Genomic DNA, 22,244 nt, shown 5'->3' with positions numbered 1-22,244 from the left:
ACGAACCCTGTCAACACATTGTCCTTACATTCGGACTACTGCTTGACACTCTTCTTCGCGGCCCTGAAAGCTGGCTGCCATGACGACGCTGTCACGCATCCGCATCGGCTCGGCGCCCGACTCGTGGGGCGTGTGGTTCCCCGAGGATCCCGGGCAGGTCCCCTGGAGCCGCTTCCTCGACGAGGTGGCGGACTCCGGATACGAGTGGATCGAGCTCGGTCCGTACGGCTATCTGCCCACCGATCCGGTCGAACTGACCGCCGAGACGCAGCGGCGCGGCCTGAAGGTCTCCGCCGGGACGGTCTTCACCGGCCTGCATCACGGGCCCGCCGTCTGGGACAGGACCTGGGAGCACGTGGCCGGTATCGCCGCCCTCACCCAGGCGATGGGCGCCCGGCATCTGGTCGTCATCCCCTCCTTCTGGCGCGACGACAAGACCGGCGAGGTCCTGGAGGACAGCACGCTCACGCCGGAGCAGTGGCGTCAGCTCACGCTGCAGACCGAGCGTCTGGCGTACCGGGTGCGCGAGCGGTACGGCCTGCGGGTCGTCGTCCATCCGCACGCGGACACGCACATCGACACCGAGGAGAACGTGACGCGTTTCCTCGACGCGACCGACTCCGACCTCGTCTCGCTCTGCCTGGACACCGGGCACTACGCCTACTGCGGCGGCGACAGCGTCAAGCTGATCGAGACGTACGGCGAGCGCATCGGCTATCTGCACCTCAAGCAGGTCGACCCGGCGGTGCTCGCGGAGGTGCGGGCGCAGGAGATGCCGTTCGGGCCCGCCGTGGCGCGCGGCGTGATGTGCGAGCCGCCGGCGGGGGTGCCCGCCCTGGAGCCGGTGCTCGCGGCGGCGCAGAAGCTGGACGTGGATCTGTTCGCCATCGTCGAGCAGGACATGTATCCGTGCCCGCCGGACAAGCCGGGGCCCATCGCCCGCCGCACCCGCTCGTTCCTGCGTTCCTGCGGCGCCTAGGGCCTGTCCGATGGGTCAGGCCGACCTTCGCGCCGGGCGCCGATTGACCAGGGCCGAGCGGGCCCTGGTGCGGCGTGCAGCTGCAAGGCGGAGGGCGGCAACGCGGAGCGTCGGCAACCGACGACAACGCGGGAGGGGGTACCTCCCTGCTCGAGCGAAGCCGAGAGCTTGGGGGAGCGCGTGCCAGGGCCCGCGACCCCGGCAGGACCCATCGGACAGGCCCTAGGGGGCGGCCCCGATGGCTCCGGGCACCCGGTACGCGCGCTGCCCGCTGGGCAGTTGGGAGGTGGCGCTCGCCGCCCCGCACCCCCGGCTGCGGCCGGGGGTCATCAGCTATCGCGGGATCCGGCTCGCGCTCGGCCGGCCGCGGCGCAGGCTCGAGGTGCCGATCGGCGCGGTGACACTGATGCTCAGCTTCGAGCGCCCGGTGCGGATCTCCGGGCTCACGGGCTGCGGTCCGGAGCCGCAGAGCGTGTCGCTGGTCTCGGTGCTCTCGGGACTCGGCACGACGCCGGTGATCGGCGAGCACGACGGACGCCTCGCGGGCATCGAAGTGCTGCTCACCCCGTGGGCCGCGTTCACCCTCTTCGGGACCGCCCTGCACGAGGTGGCCGACCGCAATCTCGACCCGGACGCGCTCGGCGTCCGGCCGGGCCCCGGCCGCTGGCGCCCGGTCGCCGAACTCGCCGCGGCGCTGGGCTCCCTTTCGGTGCCGGAACGGCACAGGGGTTGCGGGGAAGCCGGTGGACCGGGCCTGGCGCAGCAGGCCCGGTCCACCTCGCTTCGGTCCTGCCCCTCGCTTCGGTCCTGCCCCTCGCTTCGGGCCGCCCCCTCGCACTCTGTATCCGTGCGCCCGTTTCGCGCCGCACTGACGCGCCCCCTGGATGCATCACACACGTCACAAAGAACCTCTCCTTGTCACACATGTCCCGTATACGCGAGTCTTCCGTCACAGGGAGTCGACAGCCGCCCTCCCGTACTCACTCCGCGTCGTTCACCGGGCACAGGCTGAGTGATCGCCAGCGTCGTGCCGCAGCTCCCCCGACGGCTCTCCCCGAGCCCTCCCTGCGGTACCCGCAGGGAGGTGCCACTGATGACCGACCGAAGGCTCTGGTCGTACAAGGACATCGCCGCACACATCCGGGTGCAGCCCGACACCGTGCGCTCCTACCGCAAGCACGGCCTGCTTCCCGAGCCCGACCACGTGGAGAGCGGCAAGCCCTACTGGTACGCGGACACGATCCGCGCCTGGGTCGCGGCCAGGCCCGGCAACCGGGGGCGCAAGGACTGACCGCCCGTGCGGGCCGCGGACCGCGCACCGCTCGTTGCCATGTACCCCCCAGGGGTATAGTGTGGTGAGTGTCAGGAGGCCCCCGGGGACACCGGGGCCCCTCCCGCACATTACGTCGCATACGCACATACGCCGCACCCTCACCGAGGAGAACGACATGAGCGCCCAGACCGAGCTCCCGCAGGCCGAGACCGAGACCGCCGGATCCTGCTGCTCCCCCAGTGGCTCCTGCCACTCCGACGGCGCCGCCGAGACGCCACAGGGCGCGGTGACCGCCGTGTACGAGGTGACCGGCATGACCTGTGGTCACTGCGAGGGTGCCGTCTCCAGCGAGATCTCGGAGATCGCGGGCGTCAGCTCGGTCAAGGCGGTGGCCTCCACGGGCCAGGTGACCGTGGTCTCCGCCGCCCCGCTCGACGAGGCCGCGGTGCGCGCCGCGGTCGACGAGGCGGGGTACGAGCTGACCGGCGTCAAGGCCTGACCCGCCGGGCCCCCGGGCCCTGTGGCACCGTCACAGGGCCCGCAGCCGCACCACCCCAGTAGTCACGAGAGAACCATGAACGAAGTCGAACTCGCCGTCGGCGGTATGACCTGCGCCTCCTGCTCGGCCCGCATCGAGAAGAAGCTGAACCGCATGGAGGGCGTGACCGCCTCGGTCAACCTCGCCACGGAGAAGGCCAAAGTCTCGTACGCCGAAGGGACCGAGGTCGCGCAGCTGGTCGCCACGGTCGAGAAGCTCGGCTACACGGCGAAGGAGATCGTCCCCGAGCCCACCGGACCCGAGGCCGGACCCGAGGCCGGACCCGAGGCCGGGGAGCATCCCACCACCGCCGACATCACCGAGCCCGACACCCTGCGCCGGCGGCTCATCGTCTCCGCGCTGCTCTCGCTGCCCGTCGTGCTGCTCGCCATGGTCCCGTCGCTGCAGTTCGACAACTGGCAGTGGCTCTCGCTGACCCTTGCCGCGCCCGTCGTCGTCTGGGGCGGGTTCCCCTTCCACCAGGCGGCGTTCACGAATCTGCGGCACGGCGCCGCGACGATGGACACCCTGGTGTCCGTGGGCACGCTCGCCGCCTTCGGCTGGTCGCTGTGGGCGCTGTTCCTCGGGGACGCGGGCATGCCGGGCATGCGGCATCCCTTCGCGTTCACGGTGTCGCGCGCCGACGCGGCCTCGGCCATCTATCTCGAAGTCGCCGCCGGCGTCATCACGTTCATCCTGCTCGGCCGCTGGCTGGAGGCCCGCTCCAAGCGGCGGGCGGGCGCGGCGCTGCGGGCGCTGCTCGAGCTGGGCGCCAAGGACGCGGCCGTGCTGCGGGTCGGCGTGGAGGTGCGGGTTCCGGTCGCCCGGCTCGTCGTCGGCGACCGTTTCGTCGTACGTCCCGGGGAGACCGTCGCGACGGACGGCATCGTCATCGAGGGCGCGTCCGCGGTCGACGTGTCGATGCTGACCGGCGAGTCCGTGCCGGTGGACGTGGCGGTGGGCGACGCGGTGACCGGGGCGACCACGAACGTCTCGGGGCGGCTCGTCGTCGAGGCCACCCGGGTCGGCGCCGACACCCAACTGGCCAGGATGGCGCGGCTCGTCGAGGACGCGCAGACCGGCAAGGCCCAGGTGCAGCGGCTCGCCGACCGGATCGCCGGGGTCTTCGTGCCGGTGGTCCTGGTGATCGCGGCCGGCACGCTCGGCGCCTGGCTCGGCCTCACCGGCGACGTGACCGCCGCCTTCACCGCGGCCGTCGCCGTCCTGATCATCGCCTGCCCGTGCGCGCTCGGCCTGGCGACGCCGACCGCCCTGATGGTCGGCACGGGACGCGGCGCGCAGCTCGGCATCCTCATCAAGGGCCCCGAGGTCCTGGAGTCCACGCGCCGCGTCGACACGGTCGTCCTGGACAAGACCGGGACGGTGACCACGGGACGTATGACACTGCGCGAGGTGTACGTCGCCGAAGGCACCGACGAGAAGCAACTGCTGCGGCTCGCGGGCGCCCTGGAGCACGCTTCCGAGCACCCCGTGGCACGGGCGGTGGCCTCGGGCGCGGCCGAGCGGCTGGGGATCGGCACCGAACAGCTGCCGCGCGCCGAGGAGTTCGAGAGCGTCGCCGGGCTCGGGGTGCGCGGCACGGTGGACGGGCGCAAGGTGCTCGTCGGCCGGGACGGCCTCGTCGACGAGGTGGCGGTCCCCGACGAACTCGCCCGTGCGCGGGCCTCGGCCGAGGCCGAGGGGCACACCGCCGTCCTGGTCGCCTGGGGCGGCAGGGTGCGCGGTGTCCTCGGCGTCGCCGACACCGTCAAGGACACCAGCGCCGAAGCGGTGCGCGAACTGCGCGCGCTCGGTCTGACGCCGGTGCTCCTGACGGGCGACAACAGGGCCGTCGCCGAAGCGGTCGCGCAGTCCGTCGGCATCGCTCCGGACGCCGTGTACGCCGAGGTCCTGCCCGAGGACAAGGTCGATGTCGTACGGCGGCTGCGGGGCGAGGGCAAGGTCGTGGCGATGGTCGGGGACGGGGTCAACGACGCGGCCGCGCTCGCCACCGCCGATCTGGGCCTGGCGATGGGCACGGGCACGGACGCGGCGATCGAGGCGAGCGATCTGACGCTGGTGCGCGGGGACTTGCGCGGCGCGGCCGACGCCATCAGGCTCTCCCGCAGGACCCTCGCCACGATCAAGGGCAATCTCTTCTGGGCCTTCGGCTACAACGTCGCCGCGCTGCCGCTCGCCGCGGCGGGTCTGCTGAACCCGATGATCGCGGGCGCCGCGATGGCGTTCTCCTCGGTCTTCGTGGTGAGCAACAGCCTCCGCCTGAGGACCTTTGCATAGCCTTGAGGTCACTTACATAGGCTCTTCACATCCTGGTCGCAGTATTCTCACCCCTGAGCCCCGATCGGCATATTGGGGCTCTTGCGCCCGTTCGGGACATATGCAAGAGACGCAGATCACAGTGATCCGAACGTAACCATTGAGGGGGCTCGCGAGTCTAAGAGTGCGATGCCAGAGACGTCTTGGGGGACGTCTCTAGACATCGGGGACATCTTGGGGGATGTTCCTGGAGTGCGTTGGCCGGGGCACGTGCACCGGGGAGCTTGAGCGGCCCTCCCGGTTGGTACGCGTCCCGGCAGATCGCAGCGCGGCGTGCCACCACAGACGCCCGGCCGGATCCCGTGGGGGGAATCCGAACCGGGAAAAAGGAAAGCGCCCCGACCGTCGACCCGTGGGGGGATCGGCGGCGGGGCGCTTTTCGCTACAGGCGACCCGAGGGTTCAGCGACCCTCGACCGGGACGAAGTCCCGAAGAACCTCGCCGGTGTAAATCTGGCGCGGGCGGCCGATGCGCGAACCCGGCTCCTTGATCATCTCGTGCCACTGGGCGATCCAGCCCGGCAGACGGCCGAGGGCGAACAGCACGGTGAACATCTCGGTCGGGAAGCCCATGGCCCGGTAGATGAGACCGGTGTAGAAGTCCACGTTGGGGTACAGCTTGCGCTCGACGAAGTAGTCGTCGGCCAGCGCGTGCTCCTCGAGCTTCAGCGCGATGTCGAGCAGCTCGTCATCCTTGCCGAGGGCCGAGAGGACGTCGTGCGCCGCCGCCTTGATGATCTTCGCCCGGGGGTCGAAGTTCTTGTAGACGCGGTGCCCGAAGCCCATGAGCTTCACGCCGTCTTCCTTGTTCTTCACCTTGCGGATGAAGGTGTCGACGTCGCCGCCGTCCTGCTTGATGCCCTCGAGCATCTCCAGGACGGACTGGTTGGCGCCACCGTGCAGGGGACCCCACAGGGCCGAGATGCCGGCGGAGATCGAGGCGAACATGTTCGCCTGCGAGGAGCCCACCAGACGCACGGTGGAGGTCGAACAGTTCTGCTCGTGGTCCGCGTGCAGGATCAGGAGCTTGTCCAGCGCCGAGACGACGACCGGGTCGAGTTCGTAGTCCGCGGCCGGCACGGAGAACGTCATGCGCAGGAAGTTCTCGACGTAGCCGAGGTTGTTGCTCGGGTAGACGACCGGGTGGCCCACGGACTTCTTGTAGGCGTACGCCGCGATCGTCGGAAGCTTGGCGAGAAGGCGGATCGTCGAGAGGTGGCGCTGCTTCTCGTCGAACGGGTTGTGGCTGTCCTGGTAGAACGTCGACAGCGCGCTGACCACGGACGACAGCATCGCCATCGGGTGTGCGTCGCGCGGGAAGCCGTCGTAGAACCGCTTGACGTCCTCGTGCAGCAGCGTGTGCTGCGTGACCTCGTTGCGGAAGGCGGAGAGCTCGTCCACCTTCGGCAGCTCGCCGTTGATCAGCAGGTACGCCACCTCGAGGAAGGTGGAGCGCTCGGCCAGCTGCTCGATCGGATAGCCGCGGTACCGGAGGATGCCCTGTTCGCCGTCGAGGTAGGTGATGGCGGATTTATACGCGGCGGTGTTGCCATAGCCGCTGTCCAGGGTCACCAGACCGGTCTGGGCGCGGAGCTTCCCGATGTCGAAGCCCTTGTCACCGACGGTCGAATCGATCACCGGGTAGGTGTACTCGCCATCGCCGTACCGCAGTACTACAGAGTTGTCGCTCACGTCATCCCTCACCGACGTTGTGCCTCTTCTTCGAGGTGCCCTGACTGTCTCTACCATCCCCCATTTGGCCCTGGAGAGTGCACTCGGGGTCGACCATTGGGCCTAATGGCGGCACTCAGTGCCGCCAACCTGCTCATCCTGCCCCGTTCGCCCGGGTTCCGGAAGTGCTCTGTGACCTTTCCTACTCGAATGATCGATCAAAATTTCCGGAGGGGGTTCCGGAGGGGCTTCCAGAGGTACTTCCAGGGGTACTTGCCCGGCCGCCCGCGAGCCGAAAATCCAGGGCTGTACAGCGCTTACCCGCTGAGACCGTGCGTACCGCTTGTCCCAGAGCCTTGCGCGATCCGACAAGGACGACCAGCTTCTTGGCGCGTGTCACCGCCGTATAGAGCAGATTCCGTTGCAGCATCATCCATGCCCCCGTGGTCACGGGGATCACCACCGCCGGATACTCGCTGCCCTGGGAGCGGTGGATGGTGACCGCGTACGCGTGCGCCAGCTCGTCCAGTTCATCGAACTCGTACGGAATCTCCTCGTCCTCGTCCGTCAGGACCGTCAGCCGCTGCTCGTCGGCGTCGAGCGCGGTGACCACTCCGACCGTGCCATTGAAGACGCCGTTCTGCCCCTTTTCGTAGTTGTTGCGGATCTGGGTGACCTTGTCGCCGACGCGGAACACCCGGCCGCCGAACCGCTTCTCCGGTACGTCAGGTCTGCTGGGCGTGATGGCCTGCTGGAGCAGGCCGTTCAGGTTGCCCGCGCCTGCCGGGCCGCGGTGCATGGGGGCGAGCACCTGGACGTCGCGGCGCGGGTCGAGGCCGAACTTCGCCGGGATGCGGCGGGCCGCCACGTCCACCGTGAGGCGCCCCGCGTCCTCGGTCTCGTCCTCCACGAACAGGAAGAAGTCGCTGAGGCCCTGGGTGATGGGCGGCACCCCGGAGTTGATCCGGTGGGCGTTGGTGACGACGCCCGACTCCTGGGCCTGCCGGAAGATGCGGGTGAGGCGGACGGCGGGGATCGGGCTCTCCTCGGCGAGCATGTCCCGCAGGACCTCGCCCGCGCCGACGCTCGGCAACTGGTCCACGTCGCCCACGAAGAGCAGATGGGCGCCCGGCGCGACGGCCTTCACCAGCTTGTTGGCGAGCAGCAGGTCCAGCATGGACGCCTCGTCGACCACGACCAGGTCGGCGTCGAGCGGCCGCTCCTTGTCGTACGCGGCGTCGCCTCCCGGCTTCAGTTCGAGGAGCCGGTGGACCGTGGAGGCCTCGGCTCCGGTGAGCTCCGCGAGCCGCTTGGCTGCTCGCCCCGTGGGGGCGGCGAGGACGACCTTCGCCTTCTTGGCGCGGGCGAGCTCCACGATCGACCGGACGGTGAAGGACTTTCCGCAGCCGGGCCCGCCGGTCAGGACGGCGACCTTCCGGGTCAGCGCCAGCCTGACGGCGGACTCCTGCTCGGGGGCGAGCTCGGCGCCGGTGCGGCCGGCCAGCCAGGACAGGGCCTTGTCCCAGGCCACGTCGCGGAAGCCGGGCATGCGGTCTTCCGTGGTCCTGAGGAGGCGCAGGAGCTGGGCGGAGAGGGAGAGTTCGGCACGGTGGAAGGGGACGAGATAGACGGCGGTGACGTCCTGCTCCCCTTTCGGGCCGGGCACGGTCTCCCGTACGACCCCTTCCTCCTCTCCCGCGAGTTCCCCGAGGCAGTCGATGACGAGCCCCGTGTCGACCTGGAGCAACTTCACCGCGTCGGCGATGAGCCGCTCCTCCGGGAGGTAGCAGTTCCCCTGGTCGGTGGATTGCGAGAGCGCGTACTGCAGTCCCGCCTTGACGCGTTCGGGGCTGTCGTGCGGGATGCCGACGGACTGGGCGATGCGGTCGGCGGTGAGGAAGCCGATGCCCCAGACGTCGGCCGCAAGCCGATAGGGCTCGTTCTTGACGACGGAGATGGAGGAATCGCCGTACTTCTTATAGATCCGAACGGCGATGGAGGGGGAGACACCGACTCCCTGGAGAAAGACCATGACCTCCTTGATGGCCTTCTGCTCCTCCCAGGCCGCGGCGATCATCTTGGTCCGCTTGGGACCGAGGCCGGGCACTTCCACGAGCCGCTTGGGTTCGGTCTCGATGATGTCGAGGGTGTCGACGCCGAAGTGGGTGGTGATGCGGTCGGCCATGACGGGGCCGATGCCCTTGATGAGACCCGAGCCGAGATAGCGCCGGATGCCCTGGATGGTGGCCGGCAGAACCGTCGTGTAGTTCTCCACGGTGAACTGCTTGCCGTACTGGGGATGGGAGCCCCAGCGCCCCTCCATCCGCAGCGACTCCCCCACCTGGGCACCCAGGAGCGAACCGACGACGGTGAGCAGGTCGCCGCCGCCGCGGCCGGTGTCCACACGGGCGACCGTGTACCCGTTCTCCTCGTTGGCGTACGTGATCCGCTCCAGGACCCCCTCGACGACCGCGGCACGCGCCGCGGGCACCGCTCCCGCCGTCACTCCAACTGGACTCGACATGATCCGACGCTACCGCTGGGCACTGACAGTGCGGTGCGCCTGTGGACAACTCCGGCCTTACAGACCCGTGGGGGCCCGGTCTCTCGACCGGGCCCCCACGGGTCTCCCCTCCCCTGCCGGTCCTCCGCGAATCCCCCCGGATCCCCCCTGCGGAAGCCCTGACACCAAGTACGACCCTCTTCGGGCGAGAAGGGTTGTACGGCGGCAGCGGGCAACCTTTCAGCAAGGCGTCAGAATTCGGTGAGCGCCGTGAGGTCGATCTCCACGGGGAACGGCACTTCCGTCGTCAGCTTGTCGTGGTGCACCGGATGCATGGGAGCGGGAATGTACGACCGCGTCTCGGCGTGCAGCCAGTATTCGTGGACCGCGAGCCGGTGGTCACGGTCGAGCTCCACGCGCCAGTAGCAGGCCACTTTGGCCCCGGCGAAGAGCGCGGGCTTGCGGACTCGGTCGTCCTGACGGGAGCCCGGGGAGACGACCTCGACGGCCAGGGCCACCTTGTCCACGGGGACGCATTCGGTCTCGAAGAAGCTGAGCCCACGCGGGTCGAAGACGATCGCATCGGGCTTTGGGGTGTTCTGGTCGTCGAGCATGACGCACTGCTCGATCACGACGGCATACGGATCGACAGCGGCCGCCTCCAATGCGTACGCGATCCTGTCCCGGACCCGGTTGTGCCAGAACTTGGTCTGCCCACGAGGCACGATCACTCCGTCCACGAGTTCCCAGTCGAAGGGCAGCTCCAAGTGCTTGACCTGGTCGAAGGTCCAGCCGGCTGCCGGCGGGAACATCCAGGTTTCCTCGGTGGCCTGATCCTGCCGATGGTTCGTCATCACTGCTCCCATGGGCGCGAGTCTGGACGCCGGTGCGCGTCGCGGTCTCTTGTACGACCGTACCGTCACCCGAAGTGAGTGCGACCTGCCAAGACGTTGACCCGCCGTGTCCCCGTCAGGCGTAGGCCACGTATCTCGTAGCCGTCTCCGAGAGGAGTTCTCTGCCCTCGCGCTTCCACAGGGTCTCGTTGAAGAGTTCGACCTCGATCGGGCCCGCGTACCCCGCCCGCTCCACGTAGCCCCGCCACTCCCGCATGTCGATCGCGCCGTCCCCCAGCTGTCCGCGGCCGTTCAGGACGCCCTCGGGCAAGGGCGTCACCCAGTCCGCCAGTTGGAAGGCGTGCAGGCGGCCCGCCGCGCCCGCGCGGGCGATTCCGGCGGGGGCCTCGTCGTCCCACCAGACGTGGTACGTGTCCACGCACACCCCCACCTGCGACGCGGGAAACCGCTCCGCCAGGTCCAGCGCCTGGGCCAGCGTGGACACCACGCAACGGTCGGACGCGAACATCGGGTGGAGTGGCTCGATCGCCAGGCGGACGCCCCGCGCCGCCGCGTACGGGGCGAGTTCCGCCAGTGCGTCGGCGACGCGTTCGCGTGCCCCTCGCAGGTCCTTCGAGTCGGGCGGCAGGCCGCCGGAGACCAGGACCAGCGTCCGCGTTCCCAGCGTCGCCGCCTCGTCGATCGCCGCCTTGTTGTCGTCGATCGCCGCCACGCGCGCGTGCGGGTCGATCGCGGTGAGGAAGCCGCCCCGGCAGAGGGTCGTCACGGACAGGCCCGCGTCACGCATCAGCTTGGCGGTCTTCTCCAGGCCGTGGGCCGCAACCGGTTCGCGCCAGAGGCCGACCCCGGGGATGCCCAACTCACCGCACGCGGTGACCAGTTCAGGAAGTGACAGCTGCTTTACCGTCATCTGGTTGATGGAGAAACGTGCGAGTTCCTCGCTCACGGATGGACTCATTGCTGGACTCCGTACACGGTGAGCAGGGATCGCATACGGGACTCGGCCACGGCCGGGTCCGGGAACAGGCCGAGCCCGTCCGCCAGTTCGTAGGCGCGGGCCAGATGCGGGAGCGAGCGCGCCGACTGCAGGCCGCCCACCATCGTGAAGTGGTCCTGGTGGCCCGCCAGCCAGGCCAGGAACACCACCCCCGTCTTGTAGAAGCGGGTGGGCGGCTGGAACAGGTGCCGGGAGAGTTCGACCGTGGGGTCGAGGTGGGCGCGGAAGGCCTTGGTGTCGCCCGTGTCCAGGGCGCGCACCGCCTGTGCCGCCAGCGGCGCCAGCGGGTCGAAGATGCCGAGGAGGGCGTGGCTGAAGCCCTGCTCGTCGCCCGCGATCAGTTCGGGGTAGTTGAAGTCGTCGCCCGTGTAGCAGCGGACGCCGTTCGGGAGGCGGCGGCGCAGGGCGATCTCGCGCCCCGGGTCCAGGAGGGAGATCTTGATGCCGTCGACCTTGTCGGGGTGCGCCGCGATGACCTCCAGGAACGTGTCGGTCGCCGCGTCCAGGTCCTCGCTCCCCCAGTAGCCGCCGAGCGCCGGGTCGAACATCGGGCCGAGCCAGTGCAGGATCACCGGCTCGCTCGCCTGGCGCAGGAGGTGGGCGTACGTCTCCAGGTAGTCGTCCGGCGACTTCGCGGCCGCCGCCAGCGCCCGTGACGCCATCAGGATCACCTGCGCGCCGGTCGACTCGACCAGGGCCAGCTGCTCCTCGTACGCCGAGCGGACCGTCAACAGGTCGGCGGGATAGGCGAGTTGGTCTGTTCCCACGCCGCAGGCGATCCTGCCGCCGACCGACTTCGCCTCGGCCGCCGAGCGTCTGATCAGTTCCGCCGCGCCCGGCCAGTCCAGGCCCATGCCGCGCTGTGCGGTGTCCATCGCCTCCGCCACGCCGAGGCCCTGCGCCCACAGGTGGCGGCGGAAGGCCAGGGTGGCGTCCCAGTCGACGGCCGCCGGGGAGTCCGGGGAGACGTCGGCGAAGGGGTCCGCCACCACGTGCGCCGCCGAGAAGACCGTGCGCGAGGTGAGGGGCGGGCCGCCGGGTGGCGGCGGCAGGGGGGCGCTGCGGGGCACGTACGGGTACGTGCCGCCGGTGGCGTCCGGGAGCAGAAGCGTCACTGTGCGATCTCCGGTACGTCGATGCGGCGGCCCTCGGCGGAGGACTTCAGGCCCAGTTCGGCGAGCTGCACGCCGCGTGCGCCCGCGTGCAGGTCCCAGTGGTAGGGCGCGTCGGCGTACACGTGCTTGAGGAACAGCTCCCACTGTGCCTTGAAGCCGTTGTCGAATCCGTCGGGTCCTTGATTGTCGGGGACCTCCTGCCACTGGTCACGGAAGGAGTGCGTAACGGGCAGGTCCGGGTTCCAGACCGGCTTGGGGGTCGCGGCGCGGTGCTGTACGCGGCAGTTGCGCAGGCCCGCGACGGCCGAGCCCTCGGTGCCGTCGACCTGGAACTCGACCAGTTCGTCGCGGTTGACGCGGACCGTCCAGGAGGAGTTGATCTGCGCGATCGCGCCGCCCTCGAGTTCGAAGATGCCGTACGCGGAGTCGTCGGCCGTCGCGTCGTACGGCTTGTTCTGCTCGTCCCAGCGCTGCGGGATGTGCGTCGCGGTCAGCGCCTGGACGCTGCGTACGCGGCCGAACAGTTCGTGCAGGACGTACTCCCAGTGCGGGAACATGTCGACGACGATGCCGCCGCCGTCCTCCGAGCGGTAGTTCCAGGACGGGCGCTGGGCGCTCTGCCAGTCGCCCTCGAAGACCCAGTAGCCGAACTCGCCGCGTACGGAGAGGATCCGGCCGAAGAAGCCGCCGTCGATCAGCCGCTTGAGCTTCAGCAGGCCCGGCAGAAAGAGCTTGTCCTGTACGACGCCGTGCTTGATGCCGGCGGCCTTGGCGAGGGAGGCGAGCTCGAGGGCTCCGGACAGGCCGGTGGCGGTCGGCTTCTCCGTGTAGACGTGCTTGCCGGCGGCGATCGCCCGCTTGATGGCGTCCTCGCGTGCGGAGGTGACCTGCGCGTCGAAGTAGAGGTCGATGGCGGGGTCGGCGAGGACCGCGTCGAGGTCGGTCGAGACGTGCGTCTCGGGGTCAAGTCCGTGGCGCTCGGCGATCTCGCGCAGGGCGTGCTCCCTGCGGCCCACGAGGACGGGCTCGGGCCACAGCACCGTGCCCTCGCCGTCGCCCAGGTCGAGTCCGCCCTGTTCGCGCAGGGCGAGGATCGAGCGGACCAGGTGCTGGCGGTAGCCCATGCGTCCTGTCACACCGTTCATGGCGATGCGCACCGTCTTACGAGTCACAGAAGTCCCTCCGTACGCACTAGGCGCATAGCAAGCGCTTTCTATCCAAGGAGAAGCTAGCCTGCCGCACAAGGTTCGGACAAGGGCTTCGGACTTTCGGACCAGCGCAGCGACCGGAGGACGACGAGATGACCGTGACCCTGGCGGACGTGGCGGCCCGCGCCCAGGTCTCCCCCGCTACCGTCTCCCGCGTACTGAACGGCAACTACCCGGTGGCCGCGGCCACCCGGGAGCGTGTCCTGCGTGCCGTGGACGACCTCGACTACGTCCTCAACGGGCCCGCGAGCTCGCTCGCCGCGGCCACATCCGACCTGCTCGGCATCCTGGTGAACGACATCGCCGACCCCTTCTTCGGGATCATGGCGGGCGCCGTCCAGTCGGAGATCGGCGGTCCCGGCGGGCGCGCGGGCGGCGAGCGGATGGCCGTGGTCTGCAACACGGGCGGCTCCCCGGAGCGCGAGCTCACCTACCTCACCCTGCTGCAGCGGCAGCGCGCGGCCGCGGTCGTGCTGACCGGCGGCGCCCTTGAGGACCCCGCCCACGCGGCCGCGGTCTCCGCGAAGCTGGCACGCCTCGCGGACGCGGGCACCCGGATCGTGCTGTGCGGACGGCCCCCGCTGGCGGACACGGACGCCGTGACGGCCACCCTCACCTTCGACAACCGCAGCGGCGGCCGACGCCTGACCGAGCACCTCCTCACGCTCGGCCACCGCAGGATCGGATACGTGGCGGGCCCCATGGAGCGCACCACGACCCGGCACCGCCTCGAGGGCCACCGGGAGGCGCTCGCGGCGTCCGCCGCCGACCACGGCGACCAGGACGAGCTGACCGTCCACGGCCCCTACACCCGCCGCTCCGGCTACGAGGCCACCCTCGAACTCCTGCGCCGCGCCCCCGACCTGACGGCGATCGTGGCCGCCAACGACACGGTCGCCCTGGGCGCGTCCGCGGCCCTGCGCGACCGCGGCCTGCGCATCCCCGAGGACATCTCGGTGGCGGGCTTCGACGACCTGCCCTTCTCGATCGACGCCGTCCCCGCCCTGACGACCGTACGACTGCCGCTGCACGAGGCGGGCGCGCGGGCGGGCCGCCTGGCCACGGGCGCGGAGGAGCCGCCGCCGGGGGGTGTGGCGACGATCGGGGCTGAGCTGATGGTGCGGGGGTCTACGGCGCCGCCGTGTCACTGAGCCTTCGATATCGTTGACATCACCGGGAAAAGGAGGCTCATATGGCAGTCATGGTCATGGATGCACCCAGCGCCTGGGATGTACTGGACGGCGTCAACCTTCCCCGCGGCTATCGCGTCGAGATCACGGAGGGGAAGATCATCATGACGCCGCAAGGTGAGTACCCGTGGAATGTCATCCTCGAGGCCGCCCCGCAGATCAAGCAGCAGCTTGCCGGGCACGGCGCCATCCTCTCGGACGTCATGATCGACTTTCCGTCGAGCCAGTACGGGTACGCACCCGACCTGGCCATCGTCGCCCCCGGAGCCGAACGAAACAGCCGTGGCCGCTTCGAGTGGCACAGCCTGGAGGCGGTCATCGAGATCGTCTCGCAGAGCAGCCGGGACAACGACTTCACGAAGAAGGTCCATCTCTACGCGGAATGCGGCATCCCCCTCTACGCGGTCATCGACACCGAGGACGGCATCTGCACCGTCCACCGCCACCCGACCAGGATCGGGAGCTACGAGGACGCCACAGAGATCCCCTTCGGTCAGGATCTGGTCCTGCCGCTCCAAGGGCGTGACATCACCATCGCGACCGACGGCTTCCCGAAGGCCGGCGAGCTCGACTGACCCCGCGGATCTCGCCCCCGCAGGGCATGGCGGTCATGGATGGCGCGGCGTACCGTTGACTCAGTCAAAGGTGACCCGTCCCGATGACCCGGAGTGATCCTCGATGGCACACGCCTCCGATACGCCCATCCATGAGATCCGCGCTTTCAACCGCTTCTACACCAACCTCATCGGCGCCCTCGACTACAGCCGCCGGCTCTACGTCCCGTACACCCTCACCGAGGCCCGCGTCCTCTACGAGCTCGCCCACGCCTCCCATCTCGACGCGGCCGACCTGCGCTCCGAACTCTCCCTCGACGCCGGGTACTTGAGCCGTCTGCTCGGCAAGCTGGAGAGGGCCGGGCTCGTCGAGCGTGCGCCTTCCTCGCGTGATCCGCGACGGCAGCGCATCACCCTCACCGCACGGGGGCGCGAGACCGCCGGGCTGCTCGACGAGCGGTCGAGCGAGGCCGTCGGATCGCTGCTCTCGACCGTCCCGGCCGCCGAGCGGCCCCGCCTCGCGACCGCTCTGCGCACCGTGCGGGAGATCCTGAGCGGCTCCGCGGACGGGGCGGCGGCCTCGCACTCCCTTCTCCGTGAGCCCGGTCCCGGCGATCTCGGGTGGATCGTGCAGCGCAACGCCGCTCTGTACGCCGCCGAGTTCGGGTGGAACACCGACTACGAAGGTCTGGTCGCCCGGATCGTCGCCGACTTCGCCGAGGATCATGATCCGCACCTGGAGCGGGTGTGGATCGCCGAGCTCGACGGGCGGCCCGTGGGGTGCGTGATCTGCGTACGGGACGAGGCTCCGGCGACCGCGCGGCTGCGGCTCCTGCTCGTCGAGCCGGATGCGCGGGGGCGCGGCATCGGTGACCAACTCGTCAGCGCCTGCGTCGACTTCGCCCGCGACGTCGGCTACCGCGAGATGGTCCTGTGGACCAATGACGTCCTCGGCGCCGCCCGCGCCATCTACCAGCGGCACGGATTCGTCCTCGTCGACGAGAAGCCGCACCGGTCGTTCGGCGCGGACCTGCTGGGGCAGGACTGGCGACTGCACCTAGGGTCTGCGGCATGAAACTCGCCTTCTCCACGCTCGGCGTCCCGGGAGTCCCCCTCGACGACGTGCTGAATCTGGCCACCACCCATGGCTTCCACGGCGTCGAGCTGCGCGCGCATCCCGAAGAGCGGATCCATCCGGGGATCGGGCTCACCGAACGCGCCGACGCGGCCGCCCGGTTCAAGGACGCGGGCGTCGAGATCGTCGGGATCGCCGGGTACGCACAGGTCGCCGCGCCCGGCGAGGACGAGCCCGTGCTCGACGAGATACGTTCACTGCTCACCCTCGCCCGCGACCTGGGCGCCCCGTTCATCCGCGTCTTCCCCGGCGGCGGCACCGAGCAGAGCGCCGACGAGGCCGACGCGACGGCCGCCCGGCGGCTCGGCACCGCGGCCGAGTACGCGGCGGACTTCGGCGTACGCATCCTCATGGAGACCCACGACTCGCACCGCACGGGAGCCGCCGCGACCCGCGTCCTCGGTGCGGTCGGGCATCGCAACGCGGGCGCGCTGTGGGACCTGATGCACACCTGGCTCGGCGGCGAGTCCCCCGGCGACAGCTACGCGGCGCTCTCCCCGTACCTCGGCTACGTACAAGTGAAGGACATCGCGTCGGCAGAGGACACGACGCCGCTCGCGCTCGGCGAGGGCGTACTGCCGATCGCCGAGTGCGTGGACGTGCTGCTCAGCGGGGAGCACCGGGACGGGTGGCTGTGCTGGGAGTACGAGAAGCGGTGGTACGAGGCGGCGGCGCCGCTGCCTGAACTGCTGGGCCAGGGGCGGGAGTTCCTGTCGCGGCTGCTGAACCGCGCGGCCTGATCCCGGCGAACGACGTCAGGCCCACGCCGCCCACGAGCAGCGCCGCCGCGCACCACCCGAGGCCGCTCACCGACTCGCCGAGGACCAGCGCGGCGGCCGACATCCCGAACACCGGGACCAGGAGGGAGAAGGGCGCCACGGTGGAGGCCGGGTGGCGGCGCAGCAGGTATCCCCAGGCGCCGAAGCCGAAGACCGTGGTGATCCAGGCGACGTAGACGATGATCCCGGCGCCCTGCCAGTCCAGGTCGCCCAGGGCTTCGAGGTCCCGCGACGGGCCCTCGAAGAGGAGTGAGAGGCCGAGCAGCGGAAGCACCGGGACCGTGCTCACCCACACCATGAAGTTGAGGGCGTCGGGCGGGGACGCCTTGCGGGTCAGGACGTTGGAGGCGCCCCAGCAGGCGGCGGCCGCGATGAGCAGCGCGAAGGCGGTGAGCGGGCCCGACTCCCCCTCGTCGACCGCCGCGACGCCTATGCCCGCGAGGGCGACGACCATGCCCAACAGGCGTACGCGGCCCGGCCGTTCGCCCAGTACCGCGAAGGCGAAGACGGCCGTGAACACCGCCTGGATCTGCAGCACCAGCGAGGAGACACCGGCCGGCATCCCCGCGTCCATGCCGATGAAGAGCAGGCCGAACTTGGCGACCCCGAGGACGAGTCCGACCCCGATGATCCACTTCCAGGCGACCTTGGGCGGCCCCACGAAGAAGACGGCGGGCAGCGCCGCCACCAGGAAGCGCAGGGCGGAGAAGAGCAGCGGCGGGAAGTGGTCGAGCCCCACCTCGATGACGACGAAATTGACGCCCCATACGGCGGCGACGAGGACGGCCAGGCAGACATGTGCGGGTCGCATGCGTCGAGGATCACCCGGCATGACCATGTAGGACCAGCGCGGATCTCTGCATGATGGGATGAAGCAACGCTAACGAATCACTTCCCGTATGGATGGATGGGGTGGGCTCCTCATGCTCGATCTCGCTCGGCTGCGCGCCCTGCACGCCGTCTCGGTGCACGGCACCGTCGGCGCCGCCGCCACCGCGCTCGGCTACACCCCGTCCGCCGTCTCCCAGCAGATCGCCAAGCTGGAGCGGGAGACCCGCACCACCCTCCTCGAACGGCAGGGCAGGGGCGTCGCGCTCACCGAGGAGGCGCGTCATCTTGCCGCGACCGCGCAGGAGTTGATGGCGATCGTGGAGCGGGCGGAGACCGAGCTGGAGGAGCGACGCGGGCTGCCCGCGGGGCGCCTTGCCATCGCCGCGTTCGCCTCGGCGGCGCGCGGCCTGCTGCCCGGCGCCCTCGCGGACCTCGCCCGGCGCCACCCCGCGCTCGACGCCCGCATGTCGGAGATCGACCCGCATCTCTCCATCGACCTGGTGGCCAAGGGTGCGGTGGACCTGGCCGTCGTGCACGACTGGGACATCGCGCCGCTGCCCACGCCTCCCGGCGTCGAACAGGCCGTCATCGGCGACGACCTCTGCGACCTCGTCGTGCCCGCCGGGCACTGGCTCGCGGGGCGGGAATCCGTACGCCGCGAGGAGCTGAAGAACGAGCGGTGGATCACCCAGCCGCCGGGCCTCGTCTGCCACGAGTGGCTGATCCGCACCCTGCGCGAGGCGGGCTGTGAACCGGACATCGCGCACATGGCGGAGGAGAACCCCACCCTGGTCGCACTGGTCGCCGCGGGGCTCGGCGTCGCACTGATCCCCCGCCTGGGCCGAGGCCCGATCCCCGAGGGGGCGGTCACGGTGCGGCTCGATCCGGTGCCGGTGCGACGGCTGTACGCACTGTGGCGGGCGGGGGCGTCCCGGCGCCCCGCGATCGCCGAGGCGGTCAGGACCCTACGTGAGCACTGGCCGGCGACTGCTCCGGAGGCCGACACGAACACCTACTGACCCCGAGCCCGGCAGACTCGGGCACGCCGCCCGACAGGGCGGTCATGGTGCGACCCGACCCGCCCGGACACCACGAGGCCCCTGGCCCCGACCACACGCGGGAAGCCGCCACAGACACCCACCCGAGCCCCAGCGGCCGCAGACTCAAGCGGGGCCCGGCGCCCGCCAGCACGGTCACGGTGCGACCCGACCCGCCCGGACACCACGAGGCCCCTGCCCCCGGCACACACGGGAAGCCGCCACAGACGCCCACCGAGCCCCACCGATCCCCGACGCACCACTTTCCGGAAATAGCTCTCAGCCGGGAACCCACGCGAAGTGGCCGCCGTCCAAGCGGCGTGCTGCCGGGTGAGTCTCCGCGAGGCGGTGTCGGCATCGCTGCTGGCTGCGAACGCTGACCACCCTCTCCGCCGCCTGCGGCCGGCAGCATGCCGTCACCGGTGCGCCCCCCTCCAACAGCACCGGTGACGGCCCCTCACTCCTCCACAGTGGCCGCCGGATCCCTTGACCGGCAGAAATCTTCGGGATATCCGTGACTCTCGGAAAGTTTCCTTCAGCCGGTTTCCCCAGCCCGGCTCCGGTCCGGCATCCGTCCCCGAAGGAGCGCACATGTCGTCCCATCGCAACGCCTCCAGACGAACCCTGCTCGCCGCCACCGCCGTCGCCGCGGCGGCCCTGGCCACCCCGTCCGTGCACGCGGCGGGCAACGGCGACCGCGCCCGCGATCGTGACCGGAGGCTCCGGGAGCGCATCGCCCGCATGAGCCTGGAGGAGAAGGTCGGCCAGCTCTTCGTGATGCATGTGTACGGCCACTCCGCCACCGAGCCCGACCAGGCGGACATCGACGCGAACCTCGAGGAACTGGGCGTACGCACCGCCGCCGAGGCCGTCGCCAAGTACCACCTCGGCGGCATCATCTACTTCGGCTGGGCCCACAACACCCGCGCCCCGCACCAGATCGCCGACCTCTCGAACGGCATCCAGCGCGCGGCCCTCACCCCGGAAACCCCGGCGCAATCCCCCACGGCAGGCATCCCGCTGCTCATCTCCACCGACCAGGAGCACGGCGCCGTGGCCCGCGTCGGCATCCCCGCCACGCTGCTGCCCGGCGCGATGGCGCTCGGCGCCGCGGGCTCGCGCGCCACCGCCCGCAACGCGGCCAAAATCGCCGGCGCCGAACTCCGCGCGCTCGGCATCCGCCAGAACTACGCCCCGGTCGCGGACGTGAACGTCAATCCCGCCAACCCCGTCATCGGCGTACGCTCCTTCGGCTCGGACCCCCAAGCGGTCGCCGGCCTTGTCGCCGCGCAGGTCAAGGGCTACCAGGGCACGGACATCGCGTCGACGTCCAAGCACTTCCCCGGCCACGGCGACACCAAGGACGACAGCCACTCCAAGCTGCCCTACATCCACCACACCCGTGAGCAGTGGGAGACCCTGGACGCCCCGCCGTTCCGTGCGGCGGTGGCCGCGGGCATCGACTCGATCATGACCGCGCACATCGTGGTCCCCGCCCTCGACCCCGCCGAGGACCCGGCCACCCTCTCCCGCCCCATCCTCACCGGCATCCTGCGCGAGGAACTCGGTTACGACGGGGTCGTGGTGACGGACTCGCTCGGCATGCAGGGCGTCCGTACGAAGTACGGCGACGACCGCGTCCCGGTGCTCGCCCTGAAGGCGGGCGTCGACCAGCTCCTGAACCCGCCGAAGCCGGAGATCGCGTGGAACGCGGTGCTCCAGGCGGTCAGGGACGGCGAGTTGACGGAGGCGCGCCTGGACGAGTCCCTGCTGAGGATCCTGCGGCTCAAATCAAAACTGGACCTCTTCTCCGACCCGTACGTCACCTCGCGCGGCGTCGACAAGGCGGTCGGCACACGCGCGCATCTGGCGGCCGCCGACCGGATCGCGGAGGAGACGACGACGCTGCTCCTGAACGAGGGCGGACTGCTTCCGCTGGCACGCCGTACGCACCAGGAGCTCCTGGTGGTCGGCGCGGATGCGACATCTCCATCGGGCACCACGGGCCCTCCGACGGCCGTCATCGGGCGGGAGCTGACGGGGCTCGGCTTCACCGTGACGGTGCTGCCGACCGGCACGGCACCGTCATCGGCGAAGATCGCGGAGGCGGCCGCGGCGGCCGCGGGCAAGGACGCGGTGGTCGTCGGCACGTACAACGTGGGGGCGGGGAGCGCCCAGATCGCCCTGGTGGAGGCCCTGGTCGCGACCGGCGTCCCCGTCGTCGCCGTCGCGATCCGCAATCCGTACGACGTGGCACGTCTCGGCTCGGTGGGCGCATCGCTGGCCGCCTACTGCTGGACGGACGTCGAACTGCGCGCCGCCGCACGGGCGATCGCGGGCCGCGCCGAGCCGCAGGGGCGGCTGCCGGTGCCGGTCCAGCGGGCGGACGATCCTGCGCAGGTGCTGTACCCGGTGGGCTACGGCCTGACGTACTGACCGTACGCCGCACAACCGGCGCACCACCGCCAACTGACCCAAACCACCCCGTGCGCCTGGCGTGCGCCCGCCCCGGCGGGTCACGCTGGGTGCACATATCGGGGGGTTTGCCATGCTGGCCATGCCTGGCTGGAACACGGCACGGCGCGTGGGGGCGAGGTGGGTGCCGGTCCTTGCGGTGCTCGCCGTGTTCGCCGGCGCGGCCGGCTGCCAGAAGTCCGCGGATCCGGGGGCGGGTTCGTCGGGCAGGCTCGACGACGACCGGCCGTCCGCGTCGGTGTCGTCCGGGTACGGAGCGGTCTTCCTCGCCGTGGACGAGTGCGGTTCGCGGGGGCGCGAGACGTTCACGGAGGTGCCGTGCACGAGTGAACGCGCGGCGGCGCGGGTGATCGCCCGCTACGACGGAAAGGTCGCGGAGGGCCCGTCGTGCCCCGCCCGTACGGACTTCGTCCTGCACATCAGCGAGGACCGGCCCGCGGCGGACGAGGACGGGAACGGGGCGGTGCCTCGCGGGTACGCCTGCATGCGGAACCTGGAGCCGCCGCATCCCGGTGCCCCCGGGGGCGGGGGCGGCCCCCGGACGGTCGTCGGGGACTGCGTCTACAGCGCGGGGCGGGGCGAGGTCCGCGAAACGGCCTGCGACGGCTCCGGCACGAGGGCCCCGGAGTACCGGGTGACGTCCTCGGTCTCCGACCGCTCCAAGTGCCCGCCTGCGACGGAGCTTTACGTGTCACTGGGGGGTGGGGAGCCGGTGGGGGGTGCGGTGCGCGTATGAGCATTTTCCCTTCCCCCACCCCGCCCCCTCCCC

At 70.6% G+C, this 22,244-nt stretch carries 18 protein-coding genes and 1 pseudogene; 12 read left to right on the top strand and 7 right to left on the bottom strand.

Features of this window, described 5'->3' with window-relative positions; all coding sequences use genetic code 11:
* Nucleotides 1-79: 79 nt before the first annotated feature.
* From E2651_RS15850 to E2651_RS15825, 5 genes are all read left to right on the top strand, one after another.
* Nucleotides 80-979, top strand: a complete 900-nt coding sequence (locus E2651_RS15850) for a sugar phosphate isomerase/epimerase (protein WP_135331779.1) — start codon at nucleotides 80-82, stop codon at nucleotides 977-979.
* Nucleotides 980-1,217: 238 nt separating this feature from the next.
* Complete coding sequence (locus tag E2651_RS44650) at nucleotides 1,218-1,991, top strand: hypothetical protein (RefSeq protein ID WP_209446163.1); 774 nt, start codon at nucleotides 1,218-1,220, stop codon at nucleotides 1,989-1,991.
* 81 nt (nucleotides 1,992-2,072) lie between these two features.
* The gene (locus E2651_RS15835; RefSeq protein ID WP_135331778.1) at nucleotides 2,073-2,270 is read left to right on the top strand and encodes a MarR family transcriptional regulator; all 198 of its coding nucleotides are present in this window, start codon (nucleotides 2,073-2,075) and stop codon (nucleotides 2,268-2,270) included.
* 157 nt (nucleotides 2,271-2,427) lie between these two features.
* Entirely contained in the window at nucleotides 2,428-2,751 is a 324-nt protein-coding gene (locus E2651_RS15830) for a heavy-metal-associated domain-containing protein (RefSeq protein WP_135331777.1), read from the top strand.
* A gap of 75 nt (nucleotides 2,752-2,826) precedes the next feature.
* Nucleotides 2,827-5,088: a heavy metal translocating P-type ATPase gene (locus tag E2651_RS15825; protein WP_135331776.1), complete on the top strand. Its 2,262-nt coding sequence runs from the start codon at nucleotides 2,827-2,829 to the stop codon at nucleotides 5,086-5,088.
* A gap of 440 nt (nucleotides 5,089-5,528) precedes the next feature.
* Here the strand turns inward: E2651_RS15825 and E2651_RS15820 are convergent, their stop codons facing one another.
* The 6 genes from E2651_RS15820 to E2651_RS15795 form a co-directional block, all read right to left on the bottom strand.
* On the bottom strand, nucleotides 5,529-6,875 hold the full coding sequence (locus E2651_RS15820; protein WP_209446162.1) for a citrate synthase: 1,347 nt from the start codon (nucleotides 6,873-6,875) through the stop codon (nucleotides 5,529-5,531).
* A 124-nt stretch (nucleotides 6,876-6,999) separates the two neighbouring features.
* Complete coding sequence (locus E2651_RS15815) at nucleotides 7,000-9,321, bottom strand: ATP-dependent RecD-like DNA helicase (RefSeq protein ID WP_245238867.1); 2,322 nt, start codon at nucleotides 9,319-9,321, stop codon at nucleotides 7,000-7,002.
* 230 nt (nucleotides 9,322-9,551) lie between these two features.
* Nucleotides 9,552-10,166 carry a Uma2 family endonuclease gene (locus E2651_RS15810; protein ID WP_135331774.1) on the bottom strand — a complete coding sequence of 205 codons (615 nt, stop codon included), beginning with the start codon at nucleotides 10,164-10,166 and terminating at the stop codon, nucleotides 9,552-9,554.
* 103 nt (nucleotides 10,167-10,269) lie between these two features.
* Nucleotides 10,270-11,112 carry a sugar phosphate isomerase/epimerase family protein gene (locus E2651_RS15805; protein WP_135331773.1) on the bottom strand — a complete coding sequence of 281 codons (843 nt, stop codon included), beginning with the start codon at nucleotides 11,110-11,112 and terminating at the stop codon, nucleotides 10,270-10,272.
* Nucleotides 11,109-12,266, bottom strand: coding sequence for a dihydrodipicolinate synthase family protein (locus E2651_RS15800; RefSeq protein WP_135331772.1), 1,158 nt, complete (start codon nucleotides 12,264-12,266; stop codon nucleotides 11,109-11,111). The genes E2651_RS15805 and E2651_RS15800 overlap by 4 nt, the downstream gene beginning before the upstream one ends.
* A complete protein-coding gene (locus E2651_RS15795; protein WP_135331771.1) occupies nucleotides 12,263-13,438 on the bottom strand; it encodes a Gfo/Idh/MocA family oxidoreductase in 1,176 nt (391 codons plus the stop codon). Before E2651_RS15795 ends, E2651_RS15800 begins: the two co-directional genes overlap by 4 nt.
* A 128-nt stretch (nucleotides 13,439-13,566) precedes the next feature.
* Between E2651_RS15795 and E2651_RS15790 the strand changes: the two genes are divergently transcribed.
* The 4 genes and pseudogenes from E2651_RS15790 to E2651_RS45280 all read left to right on the top strand — a co-directional run.
* A complete protein-coding gene (locus E2651_RS15790; RefSeq protein ID WP_135331770.1) occupies nucleotides 13,567-14,625 on the top strand; it encodes a LacI family DNA-binding transcriptional regulator in 1,059 nt (352 codons plus the stop codon).
* A gap of 41 nt (nucleotides 14,626-14,666) precedes the next feature.
* Complete coding sequence (locus E2651_RS15785; protein ID WP_135331769.1) at nucleotides 14,667-15,239, top strand: Uma2 family endonuclease; 573 nt, start codon at nucleotides 14,667-14,669, stop codon at nucleotides 15,237-15,239.
* 103 nt (nucleotides 15,240-15,342) lie between these two features.
* Complete coding sequence (locus E2651_RS15780) at nucleotides 15,343-16,293, top strand: bifunctional helix-turn-helix transcriptional regulator/GNAT family N-acetyltransferase (protein ID WP_135331768.1); 951 nt, start codon at nucleotides 15,343-15,345, stop codon at nucleotides 16,291-16,293.
* Nucleotides 16,290-17,012, top strand: a pseudogene (locus E2651_RS45280) (sugar phosphate isomerase/epimerase family protein); the annotation flags it as partial. The gene E2651_RS15780 and the pseudogene E2651_RS45280, both read left to right, overlap by 4 nt.
* Here E2651_RS45280 and E2651_RS15770 read toward each other — a convergent pair.
* Nucleotides 16,960-17,943 carry an EamA family transporter gene (locus E2651_RS15770; RefSeq protein ID WP_167828805.1) on the bottom strand — a complete coding sequence of 328 codons (984 nt, stop codon included), beginning with the start codon at nucleotides 17,941-17,943 and terminating at the stop codon, nucleotides 16,960-16,962. The pseudogene E2651_RS45280 and the gene E2651_RS15770 overlap by 53 nt on opposite strands.
* Nucleotides 17,944-18,055: 112 nt before the next feature.
* Between E2651_RS15770 and E2651_RS15765 the strand changes: the two genes are divergently transcribed.
* From E2651_RS15765 to E2651_RS15755, 3 genes are all read left to right on the top strand, one after another.
* A complete protein-coding gene (locus E2651_RS15765; RefSeq protein ID WP_135331766.1) occupies nucleotides 18,056-18,982 on the top strand; it encodes a LysR family transcriptional regulator in 927 nt (308 codons plus the stop codon).
* Nucleotides 18,983-19,591: 609 nt separating this feature from the next.
* Complete coding sequence (locus tag E2651_RS15760; protein ID WP_135331765.1) at nucleotides 19,592-21,436, top strand: glycoside hydrolase family 3 protein; 1,845 nt, start codon at nucleotides 19,592-19,594, stop codon at nucleotides 21,434-21,436.
* A 112-nt stretch (nucleotides 21,437-21,548) separates the two neighbouring features.
* On the top strand, nucleotides 21,549-22,211 hold the full coding sequence (locus E2651_RS15755; protein ID WP_245238865.1) for a hypothetical protein: 663 nt from the start codon (nucleotides 21,549-21,551) through the stop codon (nucleotides 22,209-22,211).
* Nucleotides 22,212-22,244 lie beyond the last annotated feature (33 nt).

The organism is Streptomyces sp. MZ04 (assembly GCF_004684775.1).
GTDB lineage: Bacteria > Actinomycetota > Actinomycetes > Streptomycetales > Streptomycetaceae > Streptomyces.
This window is presented reverse-complemented; position numbering and strand designations above follow the sequence as displayed.

Coding starts and splice junctions, on each gene's coding strand:
- E2651_RS15850 (WP_135331779.1), top strand. CDS start 80: ATGACGACGCTGTCACGCATCCGCATCGGCTCGGCGCCCGACTCGTGG.
- E2651_RS44650 (WP_209446163.1), top strand. CDS start 1,218: ATGGCTCCGGGCACCCGGTACGCGCGCTGCCCGCTGGGCAGTTGGGAG.
- E2651_RS15835 (WP_135331778.1), top strand. CDS start 2,073: ATGACCGACCGAAGGCTCTGGTCGTACAAGGACATCGCCGCACACATC.
- E2651_RS15830 (WP_135331777.1), top strand. CDS start 2,428: ATGAGCGCCCAGACCGAGCTCCCGCAGGCCGAGACCGAGACCGCCGGA.
- E2651_RS15825 (WP_135331776.1), top strand. CDS start 2,827: ATGAACGAAGTCGAACTCGCCGTCGGCGGTATGACCTGCGCCTCCTGC.
- E2651_RS15820 (WP_209446162.1), bottom strand. CDS start 6,875: ATGGTAGAGACAGTCAGGGCACCTCGAAGAAGAGGCACAACGTCGGTG.
- E2651_RS15815 (WP_245238867.1), bottom strand. CDS start 9,321: ATGTCGAGTCCAGTTGGAGTGACGGCGGGAGCGGTGCCCGCGGCGCGT.
- E2651_RS15810 (WP_135331774.1), bottom strand. CDS start 10,166: ATGGGAGCAGTGATGACGAACCATCGGCAGGATCAGGCCACCGAGGAA.
- E2651_RS15805 (WP_135331773.1), bottom strand. CDS start 11,112: ATGAGTCCATCCGTGAGCGAGGAACTCGCACGTTTCTCCATCAACCAG.
- E2651_RS15790 (WP_135331770.1), top strand. CDS start 13,567: ATGACCGTGACCCTGGCGGACGTGGCGGCCCGCGCCCAGGTCTCCCCC.
- E2651_RS15785 (WP_135331769.1), top strand. CDS start 14,667: ATGGCAGTCATGGTCATGGATGCACCCAGCGCCTGGGATGTACTGGAC.
- E2651_RS15780 (WP_135331768.1), top strand. CDS start 15,343: ATGGCACACGCCTCCGATACGCCCATCCATGAGATCCGCGCTTTCAAC.
- E2651_RS15770 (WP_167828805.1), bottom strand. CDS start 17,943: ATGCGACCCGCACATGTCTGCCTGGCCGTCCTCGTCGCCGCCGTATGG.
- E2651_RS15765 (WP_135331766.1), top strand. CDS start 18,056: ATGCTCGATCTCGCTCGGCTGCGCGCCCTGCACGCCGTCTCGGTGCAC.
- E2651_RS15760 (WP_135331765.1), top strand. CDS start 19,592: ATGTCGTCCCATCGCAACGCCTCCAGACGAACCCTGCTCGCCGCCACC.
- E2651_RS15755 (WP_245238865.1), top strand. CDS start 21,549: ATGCTGGCCATGCCTGGCTGGAACACGGCACGGCGCGTGGGGGCGAGG.